The sequence below is a fragment of the Staphylococcus cohnii species complex 1663 genome (assembly GCF_041008415.1).
In the GTDB taxonomy this organism is placed as follows: domain Bacteria; phylum Bacillota; class Bacilli; order Staphylococcales; family Staphylococcaceae; genus Staphylococcus; species Staphylococcus ureilyticus.
In genome coordinates this window covers 19225-45926 of sequence record NZ_JBFDVL010000011.1, presented here as the reverse complement: position 1 = coordinate 45926, position 26702 = coordinate 19225, and the positions used below count along the sequence as shown (strand labels likewise).

24 protein-coding genes, 8 tRNA genes and 1 riboswitch are annotated in these 26702 nt (G+C 31.3%); of the genes, 24 read left to right on the top strand and 8 right to left on the bottom strand.

Annotated elements, in window-relative coordinates:
* The first annotated feature begins 143 nt into the window (after positions 1-143).
* The 5 genes from AB1J10_RS11810 to yhaM all read left to right on the top strand — a co-directional run bounded on the left by AB1J10_RS11810 (position 144) and on the right by yhaM (position 7211).
* Positions 144-1274 (top strand): DUF445 domain-containing protein, encoded by a 1131-nt coding sequence (locus tag AB1J10_RS11810; protein ID WP_107365969.1) that lies wholly within the window; start codon positions 144-146, stop codon positions 1272-1274.
* Between the two features lie 69 nt (positions 1275-1343).
* Positions 1344-1688 carry a YlbF/YmcA family competence regulator gene (locus AB1J10_RS11805; RefSeq protein ID WP_019468127.1) on the top strand — a complete coding sequence of 115 codons (345 nt, stop codon included), beginning with the start codon at positions 1344-1346 and terminating at the stop codon, positions 1686-1688.
* A gap of 462 nt (positions 1689-2150) precedes the next feature.
* The gene (locus AB1J10_RS11800; RefSeq protein WP_107365702.1) at positions 2151-3335 is read left to right on the top strand and encodes a metallophosphoesterase family protein; all 1185 of its coding nucleotides are present in this window, start codon (positions 2151-2153) and stop codon (positions 3333-3335) included.
* A 1-nt stretch (position 3336) separates the two neighbouring features.
* Positions 3337-6270, top strand: coding sequence for an ATP-binding protein (locus AB1J10_RS11795; protein WP_107365703.1), 2934 nt, complete (start codon positions 3337-3339; stop codon positions 6268-6270).
* A complete protein-coding gene (gene yhaM / locus AB1J10_RS11790) occupies positions 6270-7211 on the top strand; it encodes a 3'-5' exoribonuclease YhaM (RefSeq protein WP_046207623.1) in 942 nt (313 codons plus the stop codon). The genes AB1J10_RS11795 and yhaM overlap by 1 nt, the downstream gene beginning before the upstream one ends.
* A gap of 452 nt (positions 7212-7663) precedes the next feature.
* Here yhaM and prsA read toward each other — a convergent pair whose 3' ends face one another.
* The 4 genes from prsA to AB1J10_RS11770 form a co-directional block, all read right to left on the bottom strand.
* Positions 7664-8656, bottom strand: a complete 993-nt coding sequence (prsA, locus tag AB1J10_RS11785; protein ID WP_046207622.1) for a peptidylprolyl isomerase PrsA — start codon at positions 8654-8656, stop codon at positions 7664-7666.
* A gap of 147 nt (positions 8657-8803) precedes the next feature.
* Positions 8804-9370: a DUF3267 domain-containing protein gene (locus tag AB1J10_RS11780; protein ID WP_046207621.1), complete on the bottom strand. Its 567-nt coding sequence runs from the start codon at positions 9368-9370 to the stop codon at positions 8804-8806.
* Positions 9371-9653: 283 nt separating this feature from the next.
* The gene (locus AB1J10_RS11775) at positions 9654-10025 is read right to left on the bottom strand and encodes a YtxH domain-containing protein (protein ID WP_046207620.1); all 372 of its coding nucleotides are present in this window, start codon (positions 10023-10025) and stop codon (positions 9654-9656) included.
* A 77-nt stretch (positions 10026-10102) separates the two neighbouring features.
* Entirely contained in the window at positions 10103-10528 is a 426-nt protein-coding gene (locus AB1J10_RS11770; RefSeq protein WP_046207619.1) for an HIT family protein, read from the bottom strand.
* Between the two features lie 127 nt (positions 10529-10655).
* On the opposite strand from AB1J10_RS11770, the gene ecsA reads away from it, so the two are divergent.
* Together ecsA and ecsB are read left to right on the top strand one after the other, a co-directional pair.
* Positions 10656-11393 (top strand): ABC transporter ATP-binding protein EcsA, encoded by a 738-nt coding sequence (ecsA, locus tag AB1J10_RS11765; protein ID WP_070039595.1) that lies wholly within the window; start codon positions 10656-10658, stop codon positions 11391-11393.
* The gene (gene ecsB, locus AB1J10_RS11760) at positions 11390-12613 is read left to right on the top strand and encodes an ABC transporter permease EcsB (RefSeq protein WP_107365709.1); all 1224 of its coding nucleotides are present in this window, start codon (positions 11390-11392) and stop codon (positions 12611-12613) included. Before ecsA ends, ecsB begins: the two co-directional genes overlap by 4 nt.
* Positions 12614-12666: 53 nt before the next feature.
* Here the strand turns inward: ecsB and AB1J10_RS11755 are convergent, their stop codons facing one another.
* Positions 12667-13170: a hypothetical protein gene (locus tag AB1J10_RS11755; protein ID WP_046207616.1), complete on the bottom strand. Its 504-nt coding sequence runs from the start codon at positions 13168-13170 to the stop codon at positions 12667-12669.
* 260 nt (positions 13171-13430) lie between these two features.
* Here AB1J10_RS11755 and hemE point away from each other — a divergent pair, with 260 nt between their 5' ends.
* From hemE to AB1J10_RS11695, 12 genes are all read left to right on the top strand, one after another.
* Positions 13431-14465 carry a uroporphyrinogen decarboxylase gene (hemE, locus tag AB1J10_RS11750; protein ID WP_046207615.1) on the top strand — a complete coding sequence of 345 codons (1035 nt, stop codon included), beginning with the start codon at positions 13431-13433 and terminating at the stop codon, positions 14463-14465.
* Positions 14466-14548: 83 nt separating this feature from the next.
* The gene (hemH, locus tag AB1J10_RS11745) at positions 14549-15472 is read left to right on the top strand and encodes a ferrochelatase (protein ID WP_046207614.1); all 924 of its coding nucleotides are present in this window, start codon (positions 14549-14551) and stop codon (positions 15470-15472) included.
* A 17-nt stretch (positions 15473-15489) separates the two neighbouring features.
* A complete protein-coding gene (gene hemY / locus AB1J10_RS11740) occupies positions 15490-16884 on the top strand; it encodes a protoporphyrinogen oxidase (protein ID WP_070039591.1) in 1395 nt (464 codons plus the stop codon).
* Between the two features lie 142 nt (positions 16885-17026).
* The gene (locus tag AB1J10_RS11735; protein WP_107365852.1) at positions 17027-17584 is read left to right on the top strand and encodes an alpha/beta hydrolase; all 558 of its coding nucleotides are present in this window, start codon (positions 17027-17029) and stop codon (positions 17582-17584) included.
* Positions 17585-17987: 403 nt separating this feature from the next.
* Positions 17988-18061, top strand: a tRNA-Met gene (locus tag AB1J10_RS11730).
* A gap of 11 nt (positions 18062-18072) precedes the next feature.
* A tRNA-Asp gene (locus AB1J10_RS11725) sits at positions 18073-18148 on the top strand.
* Between the two features lie 18 nt (positions 18149-18166).
* Positions 18167-18239, top strand: a tRNA-Phe gene (locus AB1J10_RS11720).
* Between the two features lie 11 nt (positions 18240-18250).
* Positions 18251-18326, top strand: a tRNA-His gene (locus tag AB1J10_RS11715).
* A 13-nt stretch (positions 18327-18339) separates the two neighbouring features.
* Positions 18340-18413, top strand: a tRNA-Gly gene (locus AB1J10_RS11710).
* A gap of 10 nt (positions 18414-18423) precedes the next feature.
* Positions 18424-18498: transfer RNA gene (locus AB1J10_RS11705), tRNA-Asn, on the top strand.
* 1 nt (position 18499) lies between these two features.
* A tRNA-Glu gene (locus AB1J10_RS11700) sits at positions 18500-18571 on the top strand.
* A 46-nt stretch (positions 18572-18617) separates the two neighbouring features.
* Positions 18618-18706, top strand: a tRNA-Ser gene (locus AB1J10_RS11695).
* Between the two features lie 263 nt (positions 18707-18969).
* Here the strand turns inward: AB1J10_RS11695 and AB1J10_RS11690 are convergent.
* Positions 18970-19140 carry a hypothetical protein gene (locus AB1J10_RS11690; RefSeq protein ID WP_164987238.1) on the bottom strand — a complete coding sequence of 57 codons (171 nt, stop codon included), beginning with the start codon at positions 19138-19140 and terminating at the stop codon, positions 18970-18972.
* 370 nt (positions 19141-19510) lie between these two features.
* Here AB1J10_RS11690 and menE point away from each other — a divergent pair, with 370 nt between their 5' ends.
* Together menE and menC are read left to right on the top strand one after the other, a co-directional pair.
* Positions 19511-20899 (top strand): o-succinylbenzoate--CoA ligase, encoded by a 1389-nt coding sequence (menE, locus tag AB1J10_RS11685; protein WP_107365783.1) that lies wholly within the window; start codon positions 19511-19513, stop codon positions 20897-20899.
* A 12-nt stretch (positions 20900-20911) separates the two neighbouring features.
* On the top strand, positions 20912-21916 hold the full coding sequence (gene menC, locus AB1J10_RS11680; protein WP_107365781.1) for an o-succinylbenzoate synthase: 1005 nt from the start codon (positions 20912-20914) through the stop codon (positions 21914-21916).
* Here the strand turns inward: menC and yidD are convergent.
* Positions 21913-22149, bottom strand: a complete 237-nt coding sequence (gene yidD, locus AB1J10_RS11675; RefSeq protein WP_064208800.1) for a membrane protein insertion efficiency factor YidD — start codon at positions 22147-22149, stop codon at positions 21913-21915. The two genes, menC and yidD, sit on opposite strands and share 4 nt — an antisense overlap.
* Before the next feature lie 61 nt (positions 22150-22210).
* Between yidD and ytkD the strand changes: the two genes are divergently transcribed.
* Positions 22211-22720 (top strand): RNA deprotection pyrophosphohydrolase, encoded by a 510-nt coding sequence (gene ytkD, locus AB1J10_RS11670; protein ID WP_107365779.1) that lies wholly within the window; start codon positions 22211-22213, stop codon positions 22718-22720.
* Positions 22677-23480: an alpha/beta hydrolase family protein gene (locus AB1J10_RS11665; protein ID WP_182478100.1), complete on the top strand. Its 804-nt coding sequence runs from the start codon at positions 22677-22679 to the stop codon at positions 23478-23480. Before ytkD ends, AB1J10_RS11665 begins: the two co-directional genes overlap by 44 nt.
* A 26-nt stretch (positions 23481-23506) precedes the next feature.
* Here AB1J10_RS11665 and pckA read toward each other — a convergent pair whose 3' ends face one another.
* On the bottom strand, positions 23507-25096 hold the full coding sequence (gene pckA, locus AB1J10_RS11660; protein ID WP_070658751.1) for a phosphoenolpyruvate carboxykinase (ATP): 1590 nt from the start codon (positions 25094-25096) through the stop codon (positions 23507-23509).
* A gap of 156 nt (positions 25097-25252) precedes the next feature.
* Positions 25253-25365, top strand: a riboswitch (SAM riboswitch).
* Positions 25366-25476: 111 nt separating this feature from the next.
* On the opposite strand from pckA, the gene metK reads away from it, so the two are divergent.
* Complete coding sequence (metK, locus tag AB1J10_RS11655; protein ID WP_064208803.1) at positions 25477-26673, top strand: methionine adenosyltransferase; 1197 nt, start codon at positions 25477-25479, stop codon at positions 26671-26673.
* The last annotated feature ends 29 nt before the right edge of the window (positions 26674-26702 follow it).

Sequence of the window (26702 nt, the reverse complement as noted above, 5' to 3'; positions counted from 1 at the left end):
CATAATGATTGCTACCAGCAATTTTATTTTGAAAAATAACAAATAGTATGCACATTTTTATGTTATATGTTATACAATGTAAAAATGACTGATATGATTGTACCTTCAGTTTATAACAAATTTTATTTGAAGGAGAATTAACTATGCACGCTTTTTTAATAATTATAGCGATGATGATTATTGGAGCAATAATAGGTGGCGTCACAAATGTAATTGCTGTAAGAATGTTATTTCATCCGTTTAAAACTTATTATATTTTTAATAGACGAATTCCTTTTACACCCGGGTTAATACCAAAAAGAAGAACAGAAATTGCAGATAAAATTGGACAAGTTATTGAAGAACACTTATTAACTGAAACGTTAATTAAGTCAAAATTAAATGCACCTAAATCAAGAGAAGCAATCGAATCACTAATCTTAAAACAGATCCAAAAATTAAAAGCAGATCATACGACAATTAAATCGTTGACGAAAAATTTCGATGTTGATGTTGTACAGTTTACTAATGATAAAATGTATTCAGTTATCAATAATAAATTAGAACAATATTATGCTGAACATAAAGAAACCCCTATAAATCAACTGATTCCTTCAGATATTGAAGAAAATATTGATTCAAAGGTAGATGGGGTGCCTGAGTTATTATTTGAACGCGCACGTGTTTATCTTAAATCGGAAAAAGGTGCTGCTGATATAGCATCTATGTTAGATACTTTCTTTAATGAGAAAGGTAAAATCGTAGGTTTACTACAGATGTTTATGACAAGAGAAAGTATTGCAGATCGAATACAACATGAATTGATTAGATTAACAAATCACCCCAAAGCTAAAGCAATTGCAAAACAGATTATTGAAAATGAATACGCTACATTTAAATCAAAAGCGTTAGTAGATGTCATCAATGAAGATCAATTCGACTCGCTTAAGGTAACGGTTACCGATTTACTAATAAACTATGCAAACATAGATAGTATATCGAATCGACCATTGAAAGAATTAATGCCAGAATTTATAACATTCTTAGAAACAAAAATTTCAAAACAACTTACGGAATTAATTATTGATAAAGGATCTAAGCATATTTCTCCAATCATGAAAAAAGTTAACCTAAGACAAATGGTTGAAGAACAAATAAATTCATTTGATTTAGCATATATTGAACGTTTAATCATAGATATCGCAAATAAAGAGTTGAAATTAATTATGCTTTTAGGCTTTCTATTAGGTGGCATCATAGGTTTATTACAAGGCATAATTGCAATTTTTGTATAACATATTAAATTATGTTATTGTAATATCGATGTGGTTATAACACATATACAAATAAAGGAGTGAAGCACAGTGGCAGTAAATTTATACGATCATGCAAATCAATTAGAACAAGCTTTAAGAGAAAGTGATGAATATCAAGCAATACAAAAAGCTTATGCTAAAGTAAAAGAAAATGATGAATCAAAAGCACTTTTTGATGAATTCCGCGAAACACAATTAAACTTCCAACAAAAACAAATGCAAGGTGAAGAAATTGGTGAAGAGGAATTACAAAAAGCTCAAGAACAAGCACAAAAAATCGAAAATGATTCTAACATTTCAGAATTAATGGCTGCTGAGCAAAACATGAGCCAAGTATTCCAAGAAATTAATCAAATCATTGTTAAACCTTTAGATGAAATTTATGCTGACTAATTAATTAATCAGAATGATTATTTTAAAAGTAATCTAAAGTTCTTATAAAAATTTAAAAATATTTAATGTGTTGCCATATAATGATTTTCAAAATTAATATATGGCAACAACCATAGTTTGAAGGAATATATGTACTTTTATTCAAGCATAAGTATGATAAACTCAATATATTGAGAAATGAAATACAAAAGAATTGATGCCAATAAATGAATTCTTTAATTGCTGGATAATCGTTCATGTTTTATTCAATGAATCATGGTTAATATTGAATTTAAAGCTGAGACATTTATTTATGTTTCAGCTTTTTTGTTTTATCGACTGCACAATAGTCGGTGTGGTAAAATAAAGAGATACGAGGTATTAGCGTGTACATAGGTGTTAGTCCATTTTTTAAGTCTCAATATCAATGCCTGTTTTTCATGCTTTTTAAAAAACCTTTAAATAAAGGAGAACTATAAATATATGGTTAAATTTATTCATTGTGCAGATTTACATTTAGACAGTCCATTTAAGTCTAGAAGCTACTTAAGTCAATCGATATTTGAAGATATGCAAAAAAGCGCATATGAAAGTTTCAAAAAAATCGTGGATTTAGCGTTAAATGAAGAAGTAGATTTTATGATTATAGCAGGGGATTTATTTGATAGTCATAACAGAACCCTCCGTGCTGAAGTGTTCTTAAAAGAGCAATTTGAAAGACTGGCAAAAGAACAAATATTTGTTTATCTTTGTCATGGTAATCATGATCCATTATCTTCATCTATAGGAACTGAGTGGCCAGAAAATGTTTCGGTTTTTTCTGAAAATGTAGAAACATATCAAACAATTACTAAAAACGGTGAAGAAATATATTTACATGGTTTCAGTTATCAAAATGAAGCGAGCTATGAAAATAAACTTGATGCCTATCCGTCAAGTCAAGGTCAAAAAGGTATTCACATAGGTATTTTGCATGGTACATATAGCAAAACGAACACAAAAGACCGATATACTGAATTTAGATTAGAAGATTTAAACAATAAACTTTATCATTATTGGGCACTTGGTCATATACACGAGCGACAACAACTAAGCGATATGCCTCAAATTCATTATCCAGGTAATATTCAAGGTCGTCATTTCAAAGAAACTGGAGAAAAAGGTTGCCTATTAATAGAGGGCGATGATTTACATCTAAATGCTAAATTTGTGCCAACACAGTTTATTCGTTTTGAAAAGGCTGAAATAGATACAAACATGACTTCAAAACAAGGTTTGTTTGACGCAATACAAGATTTTAAATCACAAGTTAGAGCTGAAGGTAAAGCAATTTATCAATTAGTAGTAAATGTCAATTCAGATGAAATTATTTCTGATCAAGATTTAATGCAAGTGCATGAAATGATTAGTGAATATGAAGAAAATGAGCATAATTTTGTGTTTATAGAAGATCTGAATATAAAGAATAAAGATGATGAAAAAACGACCCTTGTCAAAGAATTTTCAGCAGATTTGATAGAAGATAATTCAGTTTATGAGTTAGCTATGAATGATTTATATCTTAATCCAAAAGCTTCCAAATACCTAGAAAATTATGATGATTTTGATCGTCGAGAATTAATTAAACGCGCTGAATTATTATTAAAGTCAGATATGAGGGGGGAGTAAAATGAAGATTAAATCATTAGATATATATGGTTATGGTAGATTCATTCAAAGATCCATTCAGTTTGATGAAAATTTTACAGAAATTTATGGGGAAAATGAGTCAGGTAAGTCTACGATACAGGCATTTATACATTCCATTCTTTTTGGGTTTCCAACTAAGAAAGAAAATGAACCACGACTAGAGCCACGTTTAGGCAATCAATACGGTGGAAAACTTACATTGATTCAAGATGATGGTTCTTTGATAGAAATTGAACGTATCAAAGGTGCAGCAACTGGAGACGTTAAAGTTTATCTACCGAATGGTGCCATTAAAGATGAAAGCTGGTTAAAGAAAGAACTTAATTTTATCTCAAAACGTACATATCAAGGTATATTTTCATTTGATGTCTTAGGCCTACAAAATATTCATAAAAATATGGATGAAAAACAATTACAAAACTATTTACTCCAGGCTGGTGCATTAGGATCAACAGAATTTACTAGCATGCGTGAGATTTTGAATGATAAAAAAGAAGCGCTATATAAGAAAAATGGCAGAAATCCAATTATTAACCAACAGCTTGAAGAGTTGAAGTCATTAGAGCGACAAATTCGAGAAGAAGAAGAAAAATTGTCATCTTACAAACGTTTAGTAGACGATAAAGATAAAGCAGATCGACGCTTAGAAAATTTGAAACAGAATTTAAACCAATTGTCTAAAATGCATGATCGTAAACAAAAGGAATTAGCTTTACATGAGCAAACACAAGAATGGAAAACATTGGAAACCCAATTAAATATAGAACCTGTCACATTTCCTGAACAAGGCATCGATCGCTATGAATCTGCAAAAATTCAAACACAAAATTTAAAAAGAGATATTGGCTTAAGAGAAGAACGATTAACGCATTTAAAAAGTGAAAATGAAAAAATCAATGTACCTAAGCAATCTGATATTGATGCTTTTAACCATATACAACAACAAGAAAATGAAATTAAACAAAAAGAATACGAATTAAAATCAGTTAAAAAAGAAATTCAAGATAAAGAACGTGAAAAATCAGGCTTGAAGTCTAATATCGGATGGCAAGATGTATACCATGAAGTCGACAGTTCAGAGGCAATGAAGAGTCATGTAAGCGATCAAATTAAAAATAAGCAAGAACAGACTGCTTTTATTCAACAATTAGAACGCAATATTGAAGAAAATAAAATTGATAAAGAAACAAATCAAACTGAGATGGATGCATTAGAAAAAGATATTGTGTCTGATGAAAACTATGAAAAGAAAAAACAATATAACAATCGTGTATTCGAACTACAAGAGAAAAATAATTTATATCAAAAAATGAAAGAAGCTTTTGATAAAGAACAACAAGAAAATGAACGTAAACAAAATATTTTTCGATTTGCATTCGTTATATTAGCAGTTGTTGGTGTTGGATTAACTATCTTTTCATTTATTTCAGCTAATTTGGTCTTCGGTATTGTATTTGCATTACTATCTCTTGTATTTATCGTGGGTATCTTCTTAGTTAAATCGAAAGAGATAGGACATAGTGAAACATTTTCTAATGAAATTGAAGATTTGCAACACCAAATTAATGATTTAGAAGCCAATTATAATTTGGACTTTGATTTAGATGATCAAAATAGAATTCGCGAGCAATTCCATAATGCTATTAAAACGAAAGAGGCATTAGATAAAAAAGCAAATTATTTATCTTCCAATTTAGAATCTGCACAACAACAATACTCAAAATCAGAGAATGAGATCAACCAAATTAAAGATGAATTACATTTATCTGATAAAATTTCAGACGAACTCATTATTGATAGTATTGCGACGATGAATAAAATTAAGGATTATGACAATCATACTGTTGAATTGAACGAGCAAAAAATTGAGTTACAACAGGCATTAGATACATTTTATGAACATGCAAAAGCAGTAACCCAAAATCAATTTACTTCTTTCAACACATTATCTTTATTTCATGACGTAAATCAATGGTTAAAAGAAGAAACAACTAATTTAGATAAATGGAATAGGAATCAAGAACAAATCACATTAATAGAAAGTGAATTATCACAGCTTAAACATCGCTTACATGAGAATAATAATGTGATATCACAGTTATTTAACTTTGTAAGTGCAAATGATGAAGAATCGTATTATCATCAGCATGCTCAATATCAGGCTTATCATCAACAATTAAACCGCTTTAATGATTTAACGAAATATCTAGAAAACCAAAATTATAATTACGAAGCTAGTTCTATGCTGAGTCAAAAAACATATGCTCAACTATCTGAAGAAGATGAAGTGTTAGAAAGACAAGTTGATCATTATAATGATCAATATTTAGAAATGCAGTCAGAAGTCAGTGATTTAAAAGCTAAAATCACGGATATGGAAACAGACAAAACGTTAGCGGATTTACGTCATAAGTTCCATATTTTGAAAAATAGAGTGAATGATGAAGCAAAAGATTGGGCAAGTCTTAGTTACTTACAATCTTTAGTGGAAGGACATATTAAACAAATTAAAGATAAGCGTTTACCACAAGTGATAAATGAAGCAACAGAAATCTTTGCACATTTAACAAATGGAAATTATGTACAAGTAACTTATGCGAATGAAGATTTAATGGTAAAACAAGTTAATGGTCAAATGTACGAACCAATTGAATTAAGCCAGTCTACTAAAGAAATACTATATATCGCATTGCGTTTAAGTTTAATTAAAACATTAAAACCTTACTATCCATTCCCTGTAATTATTGATGATGCATTTGTACATTTTGATAAACATAGAAAAGATACGATGATGAATTATCTAAGACAAATGCCCAATGATTATCAAATTTTATACTTTACATGTGTCAAAGATACAAGTGTGCCTTCAAAACAAATTATTACTTTGAATAAACCTGAGGAAGGCGGTAAATAATGAGAAATGTAGAAAAATTAAATCCTGGAGATTCAGTTGATCACTATTTCTTGATTCATAAAGCGACACAAGGCGTAACTGCTCAAGGAAAAGACTATATGACGATATATCTTCAAGATAAAAGTGGGGACATCGAAGCTAAATTATGGACTGCTACTAAGGAAGATATGCGTGTTTTAGAACCAGAAAAAATCGTACACGTTATTGGTGATGTTATTAATTATCGTGGTCGTAAACAGATGAAAATTAATAAAATTAAATTAGCTTCAGATGAAGCAGATTTAAACATACATGATTTCGTAGACGGCGCGCCACTCACACCAGAAGAAATCAAAGAAGAAGTCTCTCATTATATGTTAGAGATTGAAAATGCAAATTTACAACGCATTACAAGACATTTATTACGTAAATATCAAACAGAATTTTTTACATTTCCTGCAGCAAGTACACATCATCATAATTTTTCAAGTGGGTTAAGTTATCATGTATTAACAATGTTACGGGTCGCAAAATCTATTTGTGATATATATCCACTTTTAAACCGCAGTTTATTATATAGTTCTATTATTTTACATGACCTAGGTAAAGTTAAAGAATTAAGTGGTCCTGTTGCAACAACATATACGGTTGAAGGTAATTTGCTGGGCCACATCTCTATTGCCAGTGATGAAGTAGCAGATGCTGCACGAGAATTAAATATAGAAGGTGAAGAGGTATTATTACTGCGTCACATGATTTTAGCACATCATGGAAAAATGGAATTTGGCTCTCCGAAACTACCACATATGAAAGAGGCAGAAATTTTGTTTTTCATCGATAACATTGATGCAAAAATGAATATGTTTGAAAAAGCATATAAGAAAACGCCAAAAGGTCAATTTACTGAACGTATTTTTGGGCTTGAGGGTAGACAATTTTACAATCCAACATCTTTAGATTAAGCGATACGGAAAATATACGCTTAAAAAAATAAAATTGAAACATTTTGAAAGTAAAGGACTAATCCAAATTTTGATATGCTCCCTTCAAAGTTTACATTTTTAAGTGTCTACTTTGAAGGGAGCAGTTCATTAGCGTGGATTAGTCTTTTTTATATGTAAAATCATTCGTTTCTGACCGTGATTATTTACAATTAATATGTCGTATTAGAAGGTAAGAAGTAGGGATGAGATAATCGTTTTTTATTCATGAGCATCGTATGATTTGATATAAGTAGATTGAATATGTGTTTATCCTGTGTTATATATCAGCGCAAGAGATAAAATACAATCGTCTCGAAAAATATGTGTACAAGCATAATTAATAAGTAAATATAAGTTAGTTTCATTAATAAAAAAACAAGGCAAATGCCCTAGAATGTAGCATTTGCCTTGTTTATTTATGAATTATGAATCTATTGTCCAGAGGTCATACCAGCTCCACCTTGTTGCATCGCTTGCTGTTGTTGCTGTTGTTGTTGTTGCTGTTTAATTTTATCTGGGTCTAGAATAGAATCTTCAATAGCTTTTTTAATATCTCTATCTTTATAATCTACTTTGTATTCATCTAACAGTTCTTTATAAGCGTCTGTTAGTAATTTAGGACTTTTTTGTACTTTTTGTTGGATTAATTGCGATTTTAGCTTACCTTTTTCTTTATCAAAGTCATTTTCTTTATCTGCTTTAATAATATGGTAACCATAATCTGTTTTAACTACTTTTGAAACGTCGCCTTCTTTAAGTTTGAAGAGCGCCTTTTCAAAATCTTTTTCCATTTGTCCTTTGATAACATATCCTAAGCTACCATCTTTTTTAGCCGAAGATTTATCCATTGATTCTTTTTTGGCAATTTCTCCAAATTTGTCAGGATTTTCTGATACTTGTTTTTGGATTTTTTCTGCTTTTGCTTTTGCATCTTTATCTGATAAACCTTCTTTGTCATCTTTATTCTCTTTAACTTTAATTAAAATATGCGAACCTTTTTTAGTAGATTCTTTAATTTCTTTATCAGAAATATTCACTTTATCGTTCAGTAGTGCCTTTTGATATGATTGTAATTTTTTTTGCTCTTTATAGTCACTAAGTGACATTTTTTGTTGTTTTAACATACTTTCAAATTGATCTTTGCCACCGTATTGTTTTTGTTCTTTTTCAACTTCTTTATCAATATCTTTCGTGTCTATTTTATCTTTATACTTATCTGCTAACAATTTATTTAATAATATAGAAAAAGATGTGTTTGCAACTTGCTCATCACCCATTTTATCCATTACATCTTCAACTTTAACATCGCCAGCTTTTGATGAAATAATTGTATCTTCTTTAGAATCTGTAGCGCTATTACCACAAGCACCTAATAATAATGCACTAGCAGTAACAGGAATTATAACTTTTTTAAATGTTTTCATGATTGGGAACTCCTTTTGTAAGAATAACAACGTAAATATAACATATAAAGTCGTTTTCACCAATTAGAAACCTAATATATACGACTATAGTTGTAACCATTTTATATAAAAAAGAGCGAATAAAAAAAAGCAAACATTGCTGTTTGCTTAATCAAGTTCATGATTCGTATAAGGTGATACTTTGTTTAAAATATTAATACCAGTTTGATGTTCTTCAACATAAGTACCTTCATTTGAAAATAATATGATCTTTAAATAAAGAAAATCCATAACCGAATAACCTAAATTCAAAGCAATTAAAAACATTAAATAATGACCATATTGAGGGATGATAGTACTTATAAATGTGCAAACAATCGTTATAAATAAAGCTGGTGTGATTAAATCAAAACAAAAATAATATTTATTAACAGGTGTATTTACATACACATTATAAAAAGGCACAGACTTATGTTTTACTAATTTATATTTTTTAAATGACTTACGATAGGGATAGAAAAACAATAAGTGGATTAATTTATGTAAAGGGTACAAAAGCACTACTAAAATTAAAAATATTAAAAAGTGGTCGTCTGTTAATTTGGTATTTGAAAAGAAGTATAAAAGTTCGTATGCAATTAAAAATGTGATAATTGTAGTAACAAAACTAAGGAAAGCAATTCTAGGTATGCCAAAACGAGCGTTAATATCTATTTGACGTGTACATAAATACATTACGCAATCATACTCCTTTTTAAAATTTATTGAATATACTTTCGTATTATCTAACGTATTCTTACAGTCGTCAAGTTTAACTTTAAGTTAATTTTAGAGTTTGAAAAGTTCTCAAAACACTATAATGTAAGGATATTATAGTTTTTAATCAAAGAAAGATGAGTGTACTATATATTTTTTAATTCAGCATCATTTTAAAGACATAGATGTTTTTATTGTAATAAAGAAAAGAGTTATAACTCAGGTTTTCAAGTGAGTTATAACTCTTAGTTAATTGAGTTAATTATTTGTCTTTTTCAAATGCTTTTGAAATTTCTTCGCCACGATTTTGTAAATTTTCAATATGGGATTGCAAATTTTCAATATTAGGATCGATATCAGATTTAAAATCACCAATCATCGTTTTCACTTCATCACCAATAGTACTGCCAATTTCAGTACTTTCTGATTTGATTTGTGAAATGTAATTTACAATATCATTGACGTTTTGCTTTATAGTGTTGATTTCTTTATCAAATTCAGATTCAGCACCCGTAGGTCTGCGCGCTTCTGTCTCAAATTGGTTTGAATTTTTCTTATCACGATTCATTAATGCAACACCAATTCCAGTTGCAACACCAGCACCAAGACCTAGTAATAATTGAGCTGTTTTCATAAAAATTCTCCTCATTTCTAAAATTTCTGAGTCATTAATATTTTTAATATACCCTATATCATATCAGGTAAGCATAATTAATTAAATTGTGCTGCAATTTCTTGTGCAATTTTTTTCTTTTGTTCATCGCCTATGCTTTCTTCATGTGTTTCCCATTTATAACCAAAACCATCTACTTCATTTTCATATCTTGGTAACAGATGAAAATGTAAATGGAAGACAGATTGATCGGCAAATTCACCATTATTTTGTATAATATTTAGACCATCAGGGTTAAATGCTTTTTTGATTGCGTTTGCTACTTTAGGTAAAGCAACGCCTATATGTTTCATTGTTTCACTATCCGTTTCAAAGATATTTGCAGAAACTTTTTTAGGAACTAATAAAGTATGACCTTTGGTCACTTGAGAGATGTCTAAAAATGCATAAACATATTCATCTTCATATACCTTATAACTAGGAATTTCACCATTAATTATTTTACTAAAGATTGTTTCAGACATAAATTTTCACTCCTTGTCAGATGTTTAGTAACTATTATAGCATTACTGATTAAATTCCGTCATTTTTTGAAGTAACTTTATGAACAATGTTTGATTTTTGATACAATACTATTTGTGGAGGTGCCTTATGACAGTAAAAGTAGAGCATTTAACAGGCGGTTATGGCAAAAGACCTGTGATAAAAGATATAAATTTTGAATTAAAAAAAGGAGAAATTGTTGGACTGATAGGTTTGAATGGTGCTGGGAAGAGTACCACTATTAAACATATGTTAGGCTTATTAACGCCGATGGAAGGGCAGTTAACAATTTCAGATATTGATATCAAACAAGATGTAGAAGCTTATAGACGTAAGTTGTCATATATTCCGGAAGCACCAGTCATATATGATGAATTAACGTTGCAAGAACATATTAATATGACAGCAATGGCGTATAATATAGATAAAATGGAAGCGATGAAAAGGGCAAATCCATTATTAAAAACATTTAGGTTAGAAAATGAATTAGATATATTTCCGAGTCATTTTTCTAAAGGTATGAAACAAAAAGTGATGATTATTTGTGCATTCATTGTAGATCCAGAATTATATATCATTGACGAGCCATTTTTAGGATTAGATCCTTTAGGTATACAATCTATGCTTGATTTAATGGTCGAGAAAAAAGAAGAGAACAGAACTGTATTGATGAGTACACATATTTTGGCAACGGCCGAAAAATACTGTGACAGATTTTTAATAATGGACAAAGGTCAAATCGTAGCATTCGGTAATATAGATGAATTAAGAGAACAAACAGGGCTAAGTGGTAAAACTTTAGATGAAATCTATATACATGTTACTCAAGGTGGCCAGAACTCATGAGACAGCAAGCTAAACAATTATTTGATTTAAGGAAACAACAAATCACAAAAGAGAAAAGTTATTATAATAAGTTTATATTTAATGGTCATTTTTCTGTATTTCTTGTGATTTTATTAGGTGCATTTATTTTAGGTTATGGAGATTGGTTGAAATCAATGCCTAAACATATTAATTATTCGTTAATTGTTAGTATAATCACAGCCATTACTTCCATGTTCCCAATTAGGACTTTATTGAAAGATGCAGATAAATTATTTCTCTTGCCATTTGAAAAACATATGTTTGAATATATGAAAAAAAGTTTGATGTATAGTTATGTTACTAGATTACCTATACAAATATTATTAATTATTATATTATTTCCATTATTTTATGTGCTTAATAACAAAACGTTTGGATTTTATATTATCTTTGCTGGACTAGCAATTATATTTCCGCTCTTAGGTTTATTATTAAAATGGCAGTGGTATAAATTTCGTCTTGAACGTTGGTCTTTATTTAGCATTTTGTTTGTGATATTTACATCTGGTTATTATGTAGCCTTAGATCCTAAAAATATCTCAAGTATTTTTTCAGTTATTATACTTGTTGCTCTGACTCTGTTAATAAGATATTTAAACAAAGACTATTTGTTCCCATGGGAGCATATGATTAATACAGAACAACAACATCATATGAATTATTATAAATTTGTAAATATGTTTACGGATGTAAAACAATTAGAAGAGAAAGCAGTAAGGAGAAGTTATTTAGATCCGTTATTGTGGAAACCGAAACCTAAAAAATTTAATGAAAACTATATGTATCTTTATTTATTTATTAGAAGTTTTGCTAGAGGTAAAGACGCATTTAATATTATATTACGCTTGATTATTATAGCTTTAGTTATGATGATATGGTTACATCAAGTCATCGTAGTTTTATTAATTGGTAGTCTATTTATGTATATTATATTGTTACAAATGGCTCAATTTTATACACAACAAGCATATGGTCTATGGCCTCAAGTTTGGCCTGTATCTGATAGTAAGGTCATTAAAGGATATGAACAATTTTTAAATAGATTAATGTGTATTATAGGCGTGATTTTTATCGTTACTTTTGCTATTGTTTTTCCACAATATAGTTTGTTTGGTCTCATTTACTTTCTTGTAGGATGGTTGACGATTAGAAATATAACTAAAAAATTGAAATATCAAGAAAGTTTGCTAACAGATTAAAAAATCGCTACTCAGGTTTTAGCTTAGAGCTAAATTTGAGTAGCGATTTTTAATTAGTAATCGTCAATTGGGAATAAATATCTTTCGAAGTAACTTGAATGTTGACCACTAGAACCAAAGAATTGACTTAGTGCTAGTTTATCAAAGTTTTCTTGGAAAACGGCAGACGCTTTGAAATCTTCGTAATCTGTACGACTATTAAAGCCAAAATAAATTTTATATGTTAACCCTTGATTTGGTTTTAAAAAGCGATAACTTCTATAACCTGCAAATTGTTTGAAATCAGTTGTGACATTTTCTAATTTCTTTTCTAATTGATATGCATGATCCTCTGATGTTGGTATAAAAATAACAGAATAGAAGTAATTTTCATCTAAATTCCCTTCAGACTTAATGATGTCATAAGCCAGCGGGTGTTTTAAAACCGTTTCACCTTCTGTTTCTTCTATAATAACTGAAGAATCGGAAGCTGAAAATTGTAGTAGATGATGTGTCGGATTATTCAGTCTAATTTGATTTAAATAACCAAATGTACCGTAAGATGCGTAAATTTTCATAAGTTTTCCCCCTTGAATTGTTTAAGAAACATTGCATAACTATTATAATTTACTATACATACTTCTAATATTTCAAATAAATGTAAAATAGACTTTAACAGTATTATAATTGATTTCTGTTAGAAAACAATAGTCAAATAATTAAGAATAACAAAGTGACACACTTTGTCTTTTTTATGACATTTCTATTGATTGAATACGGGAAATTAGTGGATATGGTAATATTAATAAGAATGATTATAATGTAGGAGGATTACAAGGTGCATAATAAAAATAATACAATCCTAGATATGATTAAGGGCAAAGAAGTTAAACACACACCTGTGTGGTTTATGCGTCAAGCTGGTAGATCACAGCCTGAATATAGAAAATTGAAAGAGCAATACTCTTTATTTGAAATAACACACCAGCCAGAATTATGTGCATACGTAACACATTTACCAGTAGATAATTATAATACGGACGCTGCGGTTTTATATAAAGATATCATGACCCCATTGCAACCGATAGGGGTGGACGTAGAAATTAAGTCCGGGATAGGACCAGTAATTCATAATACGATTAAAAATATACAAGATGTTGAAAAATTAGGGAATATTGATCCGAAACGAGATGTTCCATATGTATTAGACACGATTAAATTATTAACTGAAGAAAAATTGAAGGTGCCATTGATTGGTTTTACTGGCGCTCCTTTTACCTTAGCAAGCTATATGATTGAAGGTGGGCCTTCTAAGAATTATAATTTTACAAAGGCAATGATGTATAGTGACGAAGCAACTTGGTTTGCGCTTATGGATCATTTAGTCGATATGTCTATTACTTATACGACAGCTCAAATAGAAGCTGGTGCAGAAATCATACAAGTATTTGATTCTTGGGTTGGTGCATTAAACGTTCAAGATTACAGATATTATATAAAACCAGCAATGAAAAAGTTAATTAATGGAATTAAGGCGAAATACGATGTACCCGTGATTTTATTTGGTGTGGGTGCAAGTCATTTAGTACATGAATGGAATGATTTACCAATAGATGTATTAGGTCTAGATTGGAGACTGTCTATTAAAGAAGCTAATGATTTAAATATTACTAAAACATTACAAGGGAATTTAGATCCATCTTTACTATTAGCACCTTGGGAAGTTATAGAAGCGCGATTAAAACCTATTTTAGATGAGGGCTTAGCACATGGTAAACATATATTTAATTTAGGACATGGTGTTTTTCCACAAGTTAAACCCGAAACTTTAAAAAGAATTACTACGTTTGTTCACGAATATACTCAAAGATAGTTAGACATACAAAAGGTGAACAAGATTTACATTTAATTATGTCATCTACATCTTAAAAATTTAAATAAAAGGATGATTTTAAAATGGCAAAAACAGTAGGCTTACTAGTAATGGCTTATGGTACACCTTATAAAGAAAGTGACATAGAAGCTTATTACACAGATATTAGACATGGGAAAAAACCTACAGAAGCAGAATTGCAAGACTTAAAAGATAGATATAAATTTATTGGCGGTTTATCACCACTTGCGGGAACTACGAATCGACAAGCTGAGGCATTATGTTCAGAGTTGAATAATCAATATACTGATGTTGAGTTCAAGTTGTACATTGGTTTGAAGCACATCCATCCGTTTATTGAAGATGCTGTAAAGGCAATGAATAAAGAAGGCATAGATGAAGCTGTTACTGTGGTACTAGCACCACATTATTCAAGTTTTTCAGTGGGTTCCTATAATAAGCGTGCACAAGAAGAAGCGGATAAATATGGTATTACGTTAAACCATGTTGAACATTATTACCAACAACCAAAATTCATCCAATACTGGACTGAAAAGGTAAATGAAACTTTAGAGCAAATACCAAAAGAAGAACATGATGAAACAGTCTTAGTAGTATCAGCACACAGTTTACCTAAAGGACTTATAGAAAAAAATAATGACCCATATCCGAATGAATTGCATGATACTGCTGAATTATTAAAAGCTAAATCAAACATTACTCACGTTGCTGAAGGGTGGCAATCAGAAGGTAATACTGGGACACCTTGGTTAGGCCCTGACGTTCAAGATTTAACTAGAAACTTATTCGAAAAATATAATTATAAAAACTTTATTTATACGCCTGTAGGCTTTGTATGTGAACATTTGGAAGTATTATATGATAATGATTATGAATGCAAAATAATTTGTGATGAGTTAGGCGTTAATTACTTCCGTCCAGCAATGCCTAATACAGATTCACTATTTATTGGTGCAATCGTAGATGAAATTAAAAATGTTTATTAAAGGAAGCGTGAATCACATTGACTAAGAGTATCGCAATTATTGGGGCAGGCATCACAGGCTTATCCAGTGCATATTTTATCAAATCAAAAAGACCTGACATCGATGTCACAATTTATGAATCTTCTAATAGAGTAGGCGGGAAAATACAAACATATCGTAATGAGGGCTATACCATTGAATTAGGTCCAGAATCTTATTTAGGACGAAAACAAATTATGACAGATATAGCCAAAGATATAGGGCTTGAAGATCAACTCATTACTAATAAAACTGGGCAATCGTATATATATGCTAAAAATAAACTCTATCCGATTCCAGGCGGTTCTATTTTAGGAATACCGACCGACATCAAACCATTTCTCAAAACAAAATTAATTTCTCCATTGGGTAAGTTAAGAGCTGGAATGGATTTGTTTAAAAAAACTATAGATATGGATAACGATATGTCGGTTGGTGAATTTTTTAGAACGCGGTTAGGTGACGAAGTGCTAGAAAATCTAATAGAACCATTAATGGGTGGTATTTATGGCACAAATATTGACGAGCTTAGTTTAATGAGTACTTTCCCTGAGTTTAAAGAAAGAGAAGAACAATTTGGTAGCCTTATTAAAGGAATGCGATATGAGAAGGCGCAAAGAATAAAACAACGTGAACTTTATCCAGGTGCACCTAAGGGACAATTTAAACAGTTTAGACATGGATTGAGTTCGTTTATAGAATGTTTAAGAGACGATTTGGTAGCAAAAGGTGTTAATATTAAATATCAAACGGCTGTTAAAGATATTACAGCGTCACAGAAAAAATATGAAATTAAAACAGTCAATGAGAAGCGCATCTATGATAGTGTCTTAGTTACAACGCCACATCAAAATTTCTTACAATGGTTTGGTAATGATCCTGCTTTTGATTATTTTAAAAACATGGATTCTACAACAGTAGCAACAGTCGTACTTGCATTTGACGAAGCAAATATCATCAACAATTATGATGGCACAGGATTCGTTATTGCTCGTACAAGCGATACGAATATCACGGCTTGTACTTGGACAAGTAAGAAATGGCCATTTACAACACCTAAAGGTAAAGTGTTAATTAGAGCTTATGTTGGTAAACCAGGTGATACGGTAGTTGACGATCATACAGATGAAGAACTCGTGAAAATCGTGAAAAATGATTTGAGTAAAATGATGACCTTTAAAGGTTCGCCTGATTTTAGTATTGTAAATCGTTTACCTAAAAGTATGCCTCAATATCAAGTAGGACATATTGAACAAATTAAATTGATACAATCGCATATAAGACATAATTATCCTAGACTACGTATTACTGGTGCGTCATTTGAGGCTGTTGGGTTACCTGATTGCATAAAGCAAGGAAAAGAAGCGGTTGAAGAGATTTTAGATGAAATCTAAATAAATAATAAAAAAGTCATTTTCTACTTTGTTAATTTTTAATTATTGTAGAATTGGCTTTTTTTACTAAGTTGAAACTTACAATACTGGTGAAATATATGAGATACTTTAAAAGTAATATTTGTAAATGGGGGATTGATTTATGACAGATATAGTAATAGTACATTCAAAATTAGGTGATTCAACGAATCATTGGTATGAATGGTTAGCAAATAATCTTACATTAGAAGGTTACGTAGTTACACTTTTTAACATTCCGAAAGAACAAAATAGTGATATACGTAAATGGCTCAATGTTATGAATGAACAGATCCATATACGTAAACAGGATACCTATTTTGTAACTCATGGTTTTGGTACAATTGCTTCACTTGAATTTATTCAAAATAAAAACATAAACAATATTGAAGGTTTATTCAGTATCTCAGGTTTCAAAGAGGATGCACAAGAGATTGATGAGTCGTTGAAATTAGATGATAAAATCATTAACTATGATAAAGTTAAAGAAAAAGTGAATAAATTTTATGGTTTGTGTGCAAAAGACGATAAACATGTTTCTTACAAAGAAACAAAGCGTTTAATGGATGAATTGAATGGCAAATGTAAAATTACTGATTTTGGAGGACACTTCATGGAAGATGATGGTTTCACGACATTTACAAATTTACAAAGTAAAATGATGGGTATCATGAGTAAATAGATTGAATAAACCTACGACGGTCTATAATTATACAGCACAATACGGGGAAATAAGTTTTATATTTCAATTATAAAATGAACAGTCTTTATAGCTTGCTTATATTTTAAGTAAATAAATATAAGCAAGCTATAAAAATAAACAAATATGTGTCATTTCTTAACTAAAATTATAATATTATAGTTATATTCCTTTTTTACACAAAATACTTTAATGAAAGCATTGACGAAAGCTACAAAAGTTAATATACTAAATAAGTATTCAGAAATGAGGGGAGCTTAACTACTCATTATGACATTTAATTTTTAATTATAAATTAATTATTTGTAAATTAATTTTAAAATAATGTTGATTTTGTAATGACATTATGGTATATTTAATAGGTAGGCGTCATTAATAATATTAACGCGGGATGGAGCAGTTCGGTAGCTCGTCGGGCTCATAACCCGAAGGTCGGTGGTTCGAATCCGCCTCCCGCAATTACATAGTTTGGTCTCGTAGTGTAGCGGTTAACACGCCTGCCTGTCACGCAGGAGATCGCGGGTTCGATTCCCGTCGAGACCGCCATTATTGATTTACCATTAAGGTTCAGTAGCTCAGTTGGTAGAGCAATGGATTGAAGCTCCATGTGTCGGCAGTTCGACTCTGTCCTGAACCATTTTATTTTTGGCGGTTGTGGCGAAGTGGTTAACGCATCGGATTGTGGTTCCGACATTCGTGGGTTCGATTCCCATCAACCGCCCCATAATCGTTATCAAGCGGGTGTAGTTTAATGGCAAAACCTCAGCCTTCCAAGCTGATGTTGTGGGTTCGATTCCCATCACCCGCTCCATTCAAATTAATCCACAGTAGCTCAGTGGTAGAGCTATCGGCTGTTAACCGATCGGTCGTAGGTTCGAGTCCTACCTGTGGAGCCATGGCCCCGTGGTCAAGCGGTTAAGACACCGCCCTTTCACGGCGGTAACACGGGTTCGAGTCCCGTCGGGGTCATACAAACAGAAGTGAAATATCGCTTCTGTTTTTTTAATTCTATATTGGAGAGTTGTCCGAGTTGGCCGAAGGAGCACGCCTGGAAAGTGTGTAGGCGCCACAAGCGTCTCGAGGGTTCGAATCCCTCACTCTCCGTTAATTCTATAAAACCCGTTATACATCGTTATTTAAAACGTTGGTATAACGGGTTTTATATTTATCGATAACTTTGGTGGATACTATAGATGAATTTTGATGTTTTCTAAGTTATTGTTATACAATAACTTAGGGAGCAAACTGCGTCTTAATTTCTAATATTTGATTTTGTGATTAAGGGATTATGAGCCATCTTAGGACATCGTTCTATTTATTATAAGTGTAACGATTTTTCGTTATTTGATGATTGCGTTAAACAAATATTATTGTTTGTCAATTTTAATTGCAATATCTTCTAATTTATCTCTTATTTCTTTTAGAGTATGGCTTTCTGAAAAAGTGAAATGGAACGGTGTATTTTTGTTAGTTTTTGCATATATCGTTATGAGGTCGTAGTACAAGCCTTGCTCAATTTCGTATTTAATAAATTTCATTTTATTGTGATCTCCTTCATCATATATATAAATAAAAACGTTTATCTTTCTTCTTATCTAATATGGTGTAAGTAAACGAAGAGTGAGGGATTCGAACCTCTGATGCCTTAATAATCTATTATGATAATGAAGAGTCCTTTTACAGATCATGTTTTGTTTATGTGTTTATAATTAGTTGAAACGAAGTCATTTTTATTATCATATCACCAAAATTCATCGCATACAACTTAAATTTTGACTATTTTACAAAAGAAATGTAAACAAATAGTATAAATATGTATTTACGGTAATAGAAACTAATAAAATGCACCAACACTGTTAAATCAAAGTAAAAACGTTATAATAGTCTTTGAGATGGAGGAATGACAGATTGGAATTTTGGTTGAAAACGCAAGCAAAACAAAATGGAAATAAAGTATTTATTGATGATGGTCTTAATAAAATCACGTTTGCTTCAATGTATTACGAAGCAAGTCGTTTAGCTTATCAAATAAAACAGTTGAAGAAAAAGCGTATAGGAATATATATAGAAAATCATATTGAATCTATTACTTTGATTAATGCGTTGTGGCTAGCAGGTGTTGAAATCGTGATGTTAAACACGCGTTTAACCAAAGAAGAAATACAAAACCAGTTGCATTCTATTGAAACTGATACAGTAATTACTACTACCAATTTAACGTTACAAGATATAATCATAATTGATTTTGATGTATTGAAACGTGAAGTTTCTAATAACACTTATGAAGCTATATTCAATATGGATCAAATTGCTTCTATTATGTTTACTTCTGGAACAACAGGACCACAAAAAGCTGTTCCTCAAACATTTGGCAACCATTATGCAAGTGCACTGGGTTGTAAACAAAGTCTAGGGTTTAATCAAGACACAAAATGGTTATCTGTATTGCCTATTTATCATATTTCTGGATTAAGTGTCATAATAAGAGCGCTGATTCAAGGTTTTACAGTACGAATTGCAGCGAAGTTTAATTCACATAGGATGCTTGAAATAATAGAAAAAGAATTACCAACGCATGTATCATTGGTTCCTCAAACTTTAAAATGGTTAATGGATGAAGGGTTGACTCAACCGTATAATATTCAAAAGATATTATTAGGCGGGGCTAAGCTTTCTAGTACATTGATTGAAAAAGCTTTGAAATTAGGATTGCCGATTTACAATTCATTCGGAATGACTGAAACATGTTCCCAATTTTTAACAGCATCGCCAAGTATGTTAGCTGAGCGCTATGATACCGTCGGAAAACCAAGTGAAAATGTTTTTGTGAAAATAAAAGAACCGAATAACCTAGGACATGGAGAACTACTTATCAAAGGTGACAATGTTATGAATGGATACCTATATCCTGAAGATTTAATAGATACGTTTGAAAATGGTTATTTTAAAACGGGAGATATTGCTGAAATAGATGACGATGGATATGTAATGATTTATGACAGACGTAAAGATTTGATCATTAGCGGTGGCGAAAATATATATCCATATCAATTAGAATCTGTAGCAAAACTACACGAATCAATTACTGATGCAATGTGTATCGGAGAGCATGACAGCACGTGGGGGGAAGTACCTTATTTATATTATGTTTCAAAAACAAAATTATCCAATGAAACATTAATCGAACATTTTAAATCACATATAGCGAAATATAAAATCCCAAAATATTTTAAACAAGTAACAGAATTACCTTATACATCAACTGGTAAACTACAACGAAAACATTTAAAAAATTAGGCGTGAAAATTTATGAAATTGAGCGAAATGAAACTTTATATTTGTAATAATGATTTTAAACATTCAATTATTACTCCTAAGGTAAAATTGGACAAGCGTAAAGCACTTATTATTGAATTTATTACGGATAAGCAGAAACATTATTTTGGAGAGTGTAACGCTTTTGAAACAGACTGGTATGATGATGAAACGATAGAAGTAGTTTATGACCAAACAATAAAGTGGTTTGAATCTTTTAAAAATATTGAGTTTGAATGCTTTTCGGAAGTTCAAAACGCGCTTCAATGTTTGGAAAAATATCCAGCTACACGAAGTATGATTGTGATGGCCTGTTATCAAATTTTTTTCCAATTAGAGACGTTTAATGTGTCTTATGGTGCCACGGTTAGCGGCCTAACGGATAAACAAATTAAGGACTTAAAAGTCACACAACCACAACGCATAAAAATAAAATGGTCGGAAACGATTTTAGAAGATGTTAAGCGATTGCAGAGATTGCTATTTAAACCTCAAATTGTCATTGATGCCAATGAATCTGTTAGAGATAACGAAGTTGAGAAAATCATGTTACTTTCAAGCAGTGAAATTCTTTATTTAGAAGAGCCTTTTAAAGATATAGAAAAAGTAAATCAATTTAAAGATACGGAATTACCACCTATAGCTATTGATGAGAAAGCAGTATCTTTGAAAACAATTTTATATTATATTGAAAATTATAAAATCGATGTTGTCATATTAAAACCATTTAGACTCGGTGGTATTGATAAAGTCATGGAAATCATTGAAATATTAGAACAAAAAGATGTGAAATTTGTCATTGGCGGTATGTATGAATATGGTTTAAGTCGTTATTTTACTGCTTTATTAGCAAGATATACAACTTATCCAAGTGATATTACACCACAAGGTTATTATTTTGAAAATGATATTGTAGCACATTCAGGCATATTAAAAAGAGGTTCAATTTATTTTGAACCTCCTTTAGTAAACAAAGATAATTTAATGCAGATTGATTAATGTTTATGCTTTTTATCTTTTTTTAAAGGTACTGGATCAAATCCACCTTTGTGGAGTGGATGACATTTTGAAATACGTTTAACACCTAACCAAGTACCTTTAAAGGGGCCAAAAACTTCTATTGCTTCTCTAGTATATTCAGAACAAGTTGGGTAAAAGCGACATGTAGCTGGTGTCATAGGAGAAATGAAATGTTGATATATATAGATAAGTCCTAGAAAGATTTTTTTCATAAAATTTTGCCTCCAACAATTTACATCGCATTGATAGTTTAACATATATAAAGGGAGATTGATGTTTGTGAAGTTTAAAGATAAAGAAAATGATGATGTTTTTTTATCGTTTAAAGATGAAGATGATATACCAGATGCAGACCATGTCTTAGTTATTCCAATATATCAAGGACAATTGCTTTTTACCAAACATAAAATAAGAGGTATAGAATTTCCTGGTGGCAAAAGAGAAGCAGGGGAATCAAGTGTACAAGCGTGTGATAGGGAATTGTTTGAAGAAACAGGAGCGCTTATTAATTTTAAAGATAGACATTATATTGCTCAATATTGTGTTAATCGTCAAAATGGCACACCTTTTACAAAAGATGTTTTCATGGTTAAAGTAGATCGATTACAAACGAAAAATGATTATTTAGAAACTGATGGGCCATTAATTTTCAATAGTATCTCAGATATTTCAGAAGCATATAAAAGTTATTTATTGAAAGATGCTGCAATTTTAAAATGTTTAGAGAGAGTGATCGAGCTTGGATTTTATTCACAGAAAAAGAATGCCGATAGAAGTACCTGACCATATTTTTGATGAAGTCACTTATGAAGTGGATGAGATTAATGTTAGAGGTTTATTAATGCAACCACATAAAAGTGTAAAAAGAATAGTTATATATTTGAGAGGTGGTAAAGGACAAGTTGGTAAAGTAAGAGCAGGACGTTTAATGCAATTTTCAGATGCTCAAACACTTGTATTTGGACCTTATTATAGAGGTAACAATGGTAGTGAAGGTAAAGATGAATTTTATGGTAGGGATTTAAATGATGTAACCGTGGCTGTTCGAATATTAAATGCAATGTACCCTGATGCATATATTCATATGATAGGATTTTCCAGAGGTGGATTACAAGGTCTGCTTACATTTCAAGATTTACCAGTTACAAGTTTTATTATTTGGGGTGGTGTGTCTGATATTCACCTCATGTATGAAGAAAGAATAGATTTAAGAGGTATGTTGAGAAGGATGATCGGACATCCAAAGAAACAAGCAACAGCATATAAGCAAAGGGATGCGATTGCTAATATACACGCCGACAGTCCACCTATACTTATTGTACATGGTGGTAAAGATAAACAAGTTGGGATTCACCAAGCCTATTATTTGGAAACACAATTGAAACATATTGGCTCGACTTATCAAACATTTTATCAAATGGATGAAGATCATGTACCAAGGCCATTTGCAATGAAAACAGCGTTATATACAGTTAAACAATGGATGGATAAAGTAGAAAAAAATAAAAAAATTACTAATAAAGCACATGGGCCACAATTATAATGTAGTCCATGTGCTTTATTAAGTATTTATTTAAAGCCACCATTTTGTGCTAAATCTGAAACTTCATCACCAAATTTTTCGAAATTATGTTTAAATCTGTCGATTAAATCTTGAGCTTGTTCTCTATATGCCTCTGGCTTACTCCAAGCATTTATTGGATTTAGTAGTGTTTGAGGTACGTCTTCAACTTCCACTGGTATATTTAATCCAAACATATCATCTTGAATATATTCTGTATCTCTTAGTTGTCCAGTGATTGCTTGATTAACCATTTGTCTCGTATAACTTAAACTAATACGGCGTCCTGTACCATATTTACCACCAGTCCAACCGGTATTCACTAAATAAACATCCACATCATGTTTATCAATTAAGTCGCCTAGTAAATCTGCATAAACTTTAGCATGTAAAGGTAAGAAAGGTGAGCCGAAACATGTTGAGAAAGATGGTTCTGGTTCAGTGATACCTCTTTCTGTTCCTGCAAGTTTAGCTGTGAATCCACTTAAAAAGTGATACATCGCTTGATCTTTGCTAAGTTTTGAGATAGGAGGTAAAACGCCAAAAGCATCAGCAGTAAGGAAAATAATCGTATTTGGATGTGCTGCTTTGGAAGGTGTAACGATATTTTCTATATGGTTGATTGGATAAGCGGCTCTTGTATTTTCAGTGTAATAGTTGTCATCAAAGTCGACATCGCCTTCTTCATCTACAACAACATTTTCTAAAATTGTACCGTATTTAATTGCTTCATATATTTGAGGTTCCTTTTTGTAAGAAAGGTTGATTGCTTTTGCGTAACATCCACCTTCGATATTAAAGATACCATTTTCATTCCAACCGTGTTCATCATCACCGATTAATTTTCGAGTTGAATCTGCTGAAAGTGTTGTTTTTCCTGTACCAGAAAGTCCAAAGAATAGAGCTACATCACCTTTTTCACCAACGTTTGCGGAGCAGTGCATACTCATTATATTATCTTTAGGCAGTAAGTAGTTCATTACGGAGAAAATACCTTTTTTCATCTCACCAGCGTATTCAGTACCGCCGATTAAAATGACCTTATGTTTAAATGAAGTAATAATAAATGTTTCTGAATTTGTGCCATCTATATTTGGATCAGCTTTAAAATAGGGTGCTGATACAATCGTAAAGTCAGATTTGATTTCTTCTGCTTCTTCTTTTGTTTCAGGACGAATAAACATATTTTGTGCGAAGAGATTATGCCAAGCCAATTCGTTGACAACCGTTAGTTTGAGTTGTGAATCTTTATCGCTACCTGCATAGCCTTTAAATACATATAATTCATCTTTTTCATTTAAATAATTTAATACTTTATCATATAATTTTAAAAATGTGTCTTCTTCAATAGGTTGATTGATATTTCCCCAATCAATATCATCTCTGTATGATGGTTCATTAACAATAAACTTATCTTTCGGTGAACGACCAGTATATTTACCCGTTTTAGCGTTAATTGCACCTAGTTCGGTTAGTTCTCCTTCATTATTATTAAGAATTTTCTTATACAACTGTGTTGTAGATTGTTGAAATAATGAAGACTTCTTGTCCAAAATGTTTTGAACTTTTTTTGTGTAAGTGTATGTATCTACCGCCATACTATATCCCTCCAACGCTATTAAATTAATGTAAGCCTTTACAATTACAGAGTATAACACATATGATTGATTAGTCCACACCATTTTTAAAGGAATTTAAATAAATATCAAATTGACATTAGTACTTAGTTTCGGTACTATAGTGATTAACGGATTCTCTTATCCTGAGTGGCGGAGGGACATGGACCCAATGAAGCCCAGCAACCTCTTCTTACAACGAAGAAAGGTGCCAAACCGTTTGCGGACAAATAGCGTCTGAACGATAAGAGCGAATGGACGTATAAGGGCCTTCTCTCTATTCATATAGTGAAGAAGGCTTTTTTTAATGAGCTCAATAAAAGAGAATTTTCGTAATCAAAGACAAAGGAGCAAGTTAATTTATGACTTATAATAGAAGATTATTTACTTCAGAATCGGTTACAGAAGGTCACCCAGATAAAATCGCTGACCAAGTGTCTGATGCAATTTTAGACGAAATATTGAAAGATGATCCTCATGCGCGGGTTGCTTGTGAAACTACCGTGACTACGGGTATGGCATTAATTTCAGGAGAAATTTCTACAGCTACATATGTAGATATCCCTAAAGTTGTAAGAGAAACAATTAAAAACATCGGGTATACACGTGCTAAATATGGTTACGATAGTCAAACGATGGCAATATTAACCGCTATTGACGAGCAATCGCCTGATATTGCACAAGGCGTCGATAATGCATTAGAATATCGTGATAATTTATCAGAAGAAGAAATTGAAGCAACTGGTGCAGGTGACCAAGGTTTGATGTTTGGTTATGCGACAAACGAAACGGATACTTATATGCCGTTACCAATATTTTTATCTCATCAATTAGCTAAACGATTATCAGATGTGCGAAAAGATAGTATTTTAAAATACTTGCGCCCAGATGGAAAAGTTCAAGTAACGGTGGAATATGATGAACAAGATAAACCACATCGTATAGATACAATTGTCGTTTCAGCTCAACATGCGGAAGACATTACTTTAGAACAAATTCAAGCTGACATCAAAGAACATGTCATATACCCAACAGTACCGGAAGGATTAATTGACGATAATACAAGATTTTATATTAATCCAACTGGACGATTTGTAATTGGCGGGCCTCAGGGTGATGTTGGTTTAACTGGTCGTAAAATTATCGTAGATACATACGGTGGTTATGCACGTCATGGAGGAGGTTGCTTTAGCGGTAAAGATCCTACAAAAGTAGATCGTTCAGCTACTTATGCTGCGCGTTATGTAGCCAAAAATATTGTAGCAGCTGATTTAGCGGATAAATGTGAAGTTCAACTCGCATATGCCATTGGAGTGGCTGAACCAGTATCGATTGCAATAGATACTTTTGGAACAGGAAAAGTAAGTGAAACAGAACTAGTAGAAGCAGTTAGAACTCACTTTGATTTAAGACCAGCAGGCATTATTAAAATGTTAGATTTAAAACATCCAATATATAAACAAACGGCAGCGTATGGTCACTTTGGAAGAACAGATATACTGTTACCTTGGGAAAAATTAGATAAAGTAAATTTATTAAAAGATAGCGTAGAAATATAAGCGTGACGTAATTAATTTTTTAAACTTTA

Bases quoted from the DNA above. Each gene is read 5' to 3' on its own strand.
- AB1J10_RS11810 (WP_107365969.1), top strand. From the start codon at position 144: ATGCACGCTTTTTTAATAATTATAGCGATGATGATTATTGGAGCAATA.
- AB1J10_RS11800 (WP_107365702.1), top strand. From the start codon at position 2,151: ATGGTTAAATTTATTCATTGTGCAGATTTACATTTAGACAGTCCATTT.
- AB1J10_RS11795 (WP_107365703.1), top strand. From the start codon at position 3,337: ATGAAGATTAAATCATTAGATATATATGGTTATGGTAGATTCATTCAA.
- yhaM (WP_046207623.1), top strand. From the start codon at position 6,270: ATGAGAAATGTAGAAAAATTAAATCCTGGAGATTCAGTTGATCACTAT.
- prsA (WP_046207622.1), bottom strand. From the start codon at position 8,656: ATGAAAACATTTAAAAAAGTTATAATTCCTGTTACTGCTAGTGCATTA.
- AB1J10_RS11780 (WP_046207621.1), bottom strand. From the start codon at position 9,370: ATGTATTTATGTACACGTCAAATAGATATTAACGCTCGTTTTGGCATA.
- AB1J10_RS11775 (WP_046207620.1), bottom strand. From the start codon at position 10,025: ATGAAAACAGCTCAATTATTACTAGGTCTTGGTGCTGGTGTTGCAACT.
- AB1J10_RS11770 (WP_046207619.1), bottom strand. From the start codon at position 10,528: ATGTCTGAAACAATCTTTAGTAAAATAATTAATGGTGAAATTCCTAGT.
- ecsA (WP_070039595.1), top strand. From the start codon at position 10,656: ATGACAGTAAAAGTAGAGCATTTAACAGGCGGTTATGGCAAAAGACCT.
- ecsB (WP_107365709.1), top strand. From the start codon at position 11,390: ATGAGACAGCAAGCTAAACAATTATTTGATTTAAGGAAACAACAAATC.
- AB1J10_RS11755 (WP_046207616.1), bottom strand. From the start codon at position 13,170: ATGAAAATTTACGCATCTTACGGTACATTTGGTTATTTAAATCAAATT.
- hemH (WP_046207614.1), top strand. From the start codon at position 14,549: ATGGCAAAAACAGTAGGCTTACTAGTAATGGCTTATGGTACACCTTAT.
- AB1J10_RS11735 (WP_107365852.1), top strand. From the start codon at position 17,027: ATGACAGATATAGTAATAGTACATTCAAAATTAGGTGATTCAACGAAT.
- AB1J10_RS11690 (WP_164987238.1), bottom strand. From the start codon at position 19,140: ATGAAATTTATTAAATACGAAATTGAGCAAGGCTTGTACTACGACCTC.
- menC (WP_107365781.1), top strand. From the start codon at position 20,912: ATGAAATTGAGCGAAATGAAACTTTATATTTGTAATAATGATTTTAAA.
- yidD (WP_064208800.1), bottom strand. From the start codon at position 22,149: ATGAAAAAAATCTTTCTAGGACTTATCTATATATATCAACATTTCATT.
- ytkD (WP_107365779.1), top strand. From the start codon at position 22,211: ATGTTTGTGAAGTTTAAAGATAAAGAAAATGATGATGTTTTTTTATCG.
- pckA (WP_070658751.1), bottom strand. From the start codon at position 25,096: ATGGCGGTAGATACATACACTTACACAAAAAAAGTTCAAAACATTTTG.
- metK (WP_064208803.1), top strand. From the start codon at position 25,477: ATGACTTATAATAGAAGATTATTTACTTCAGAATCGGTTACAGAAGGT.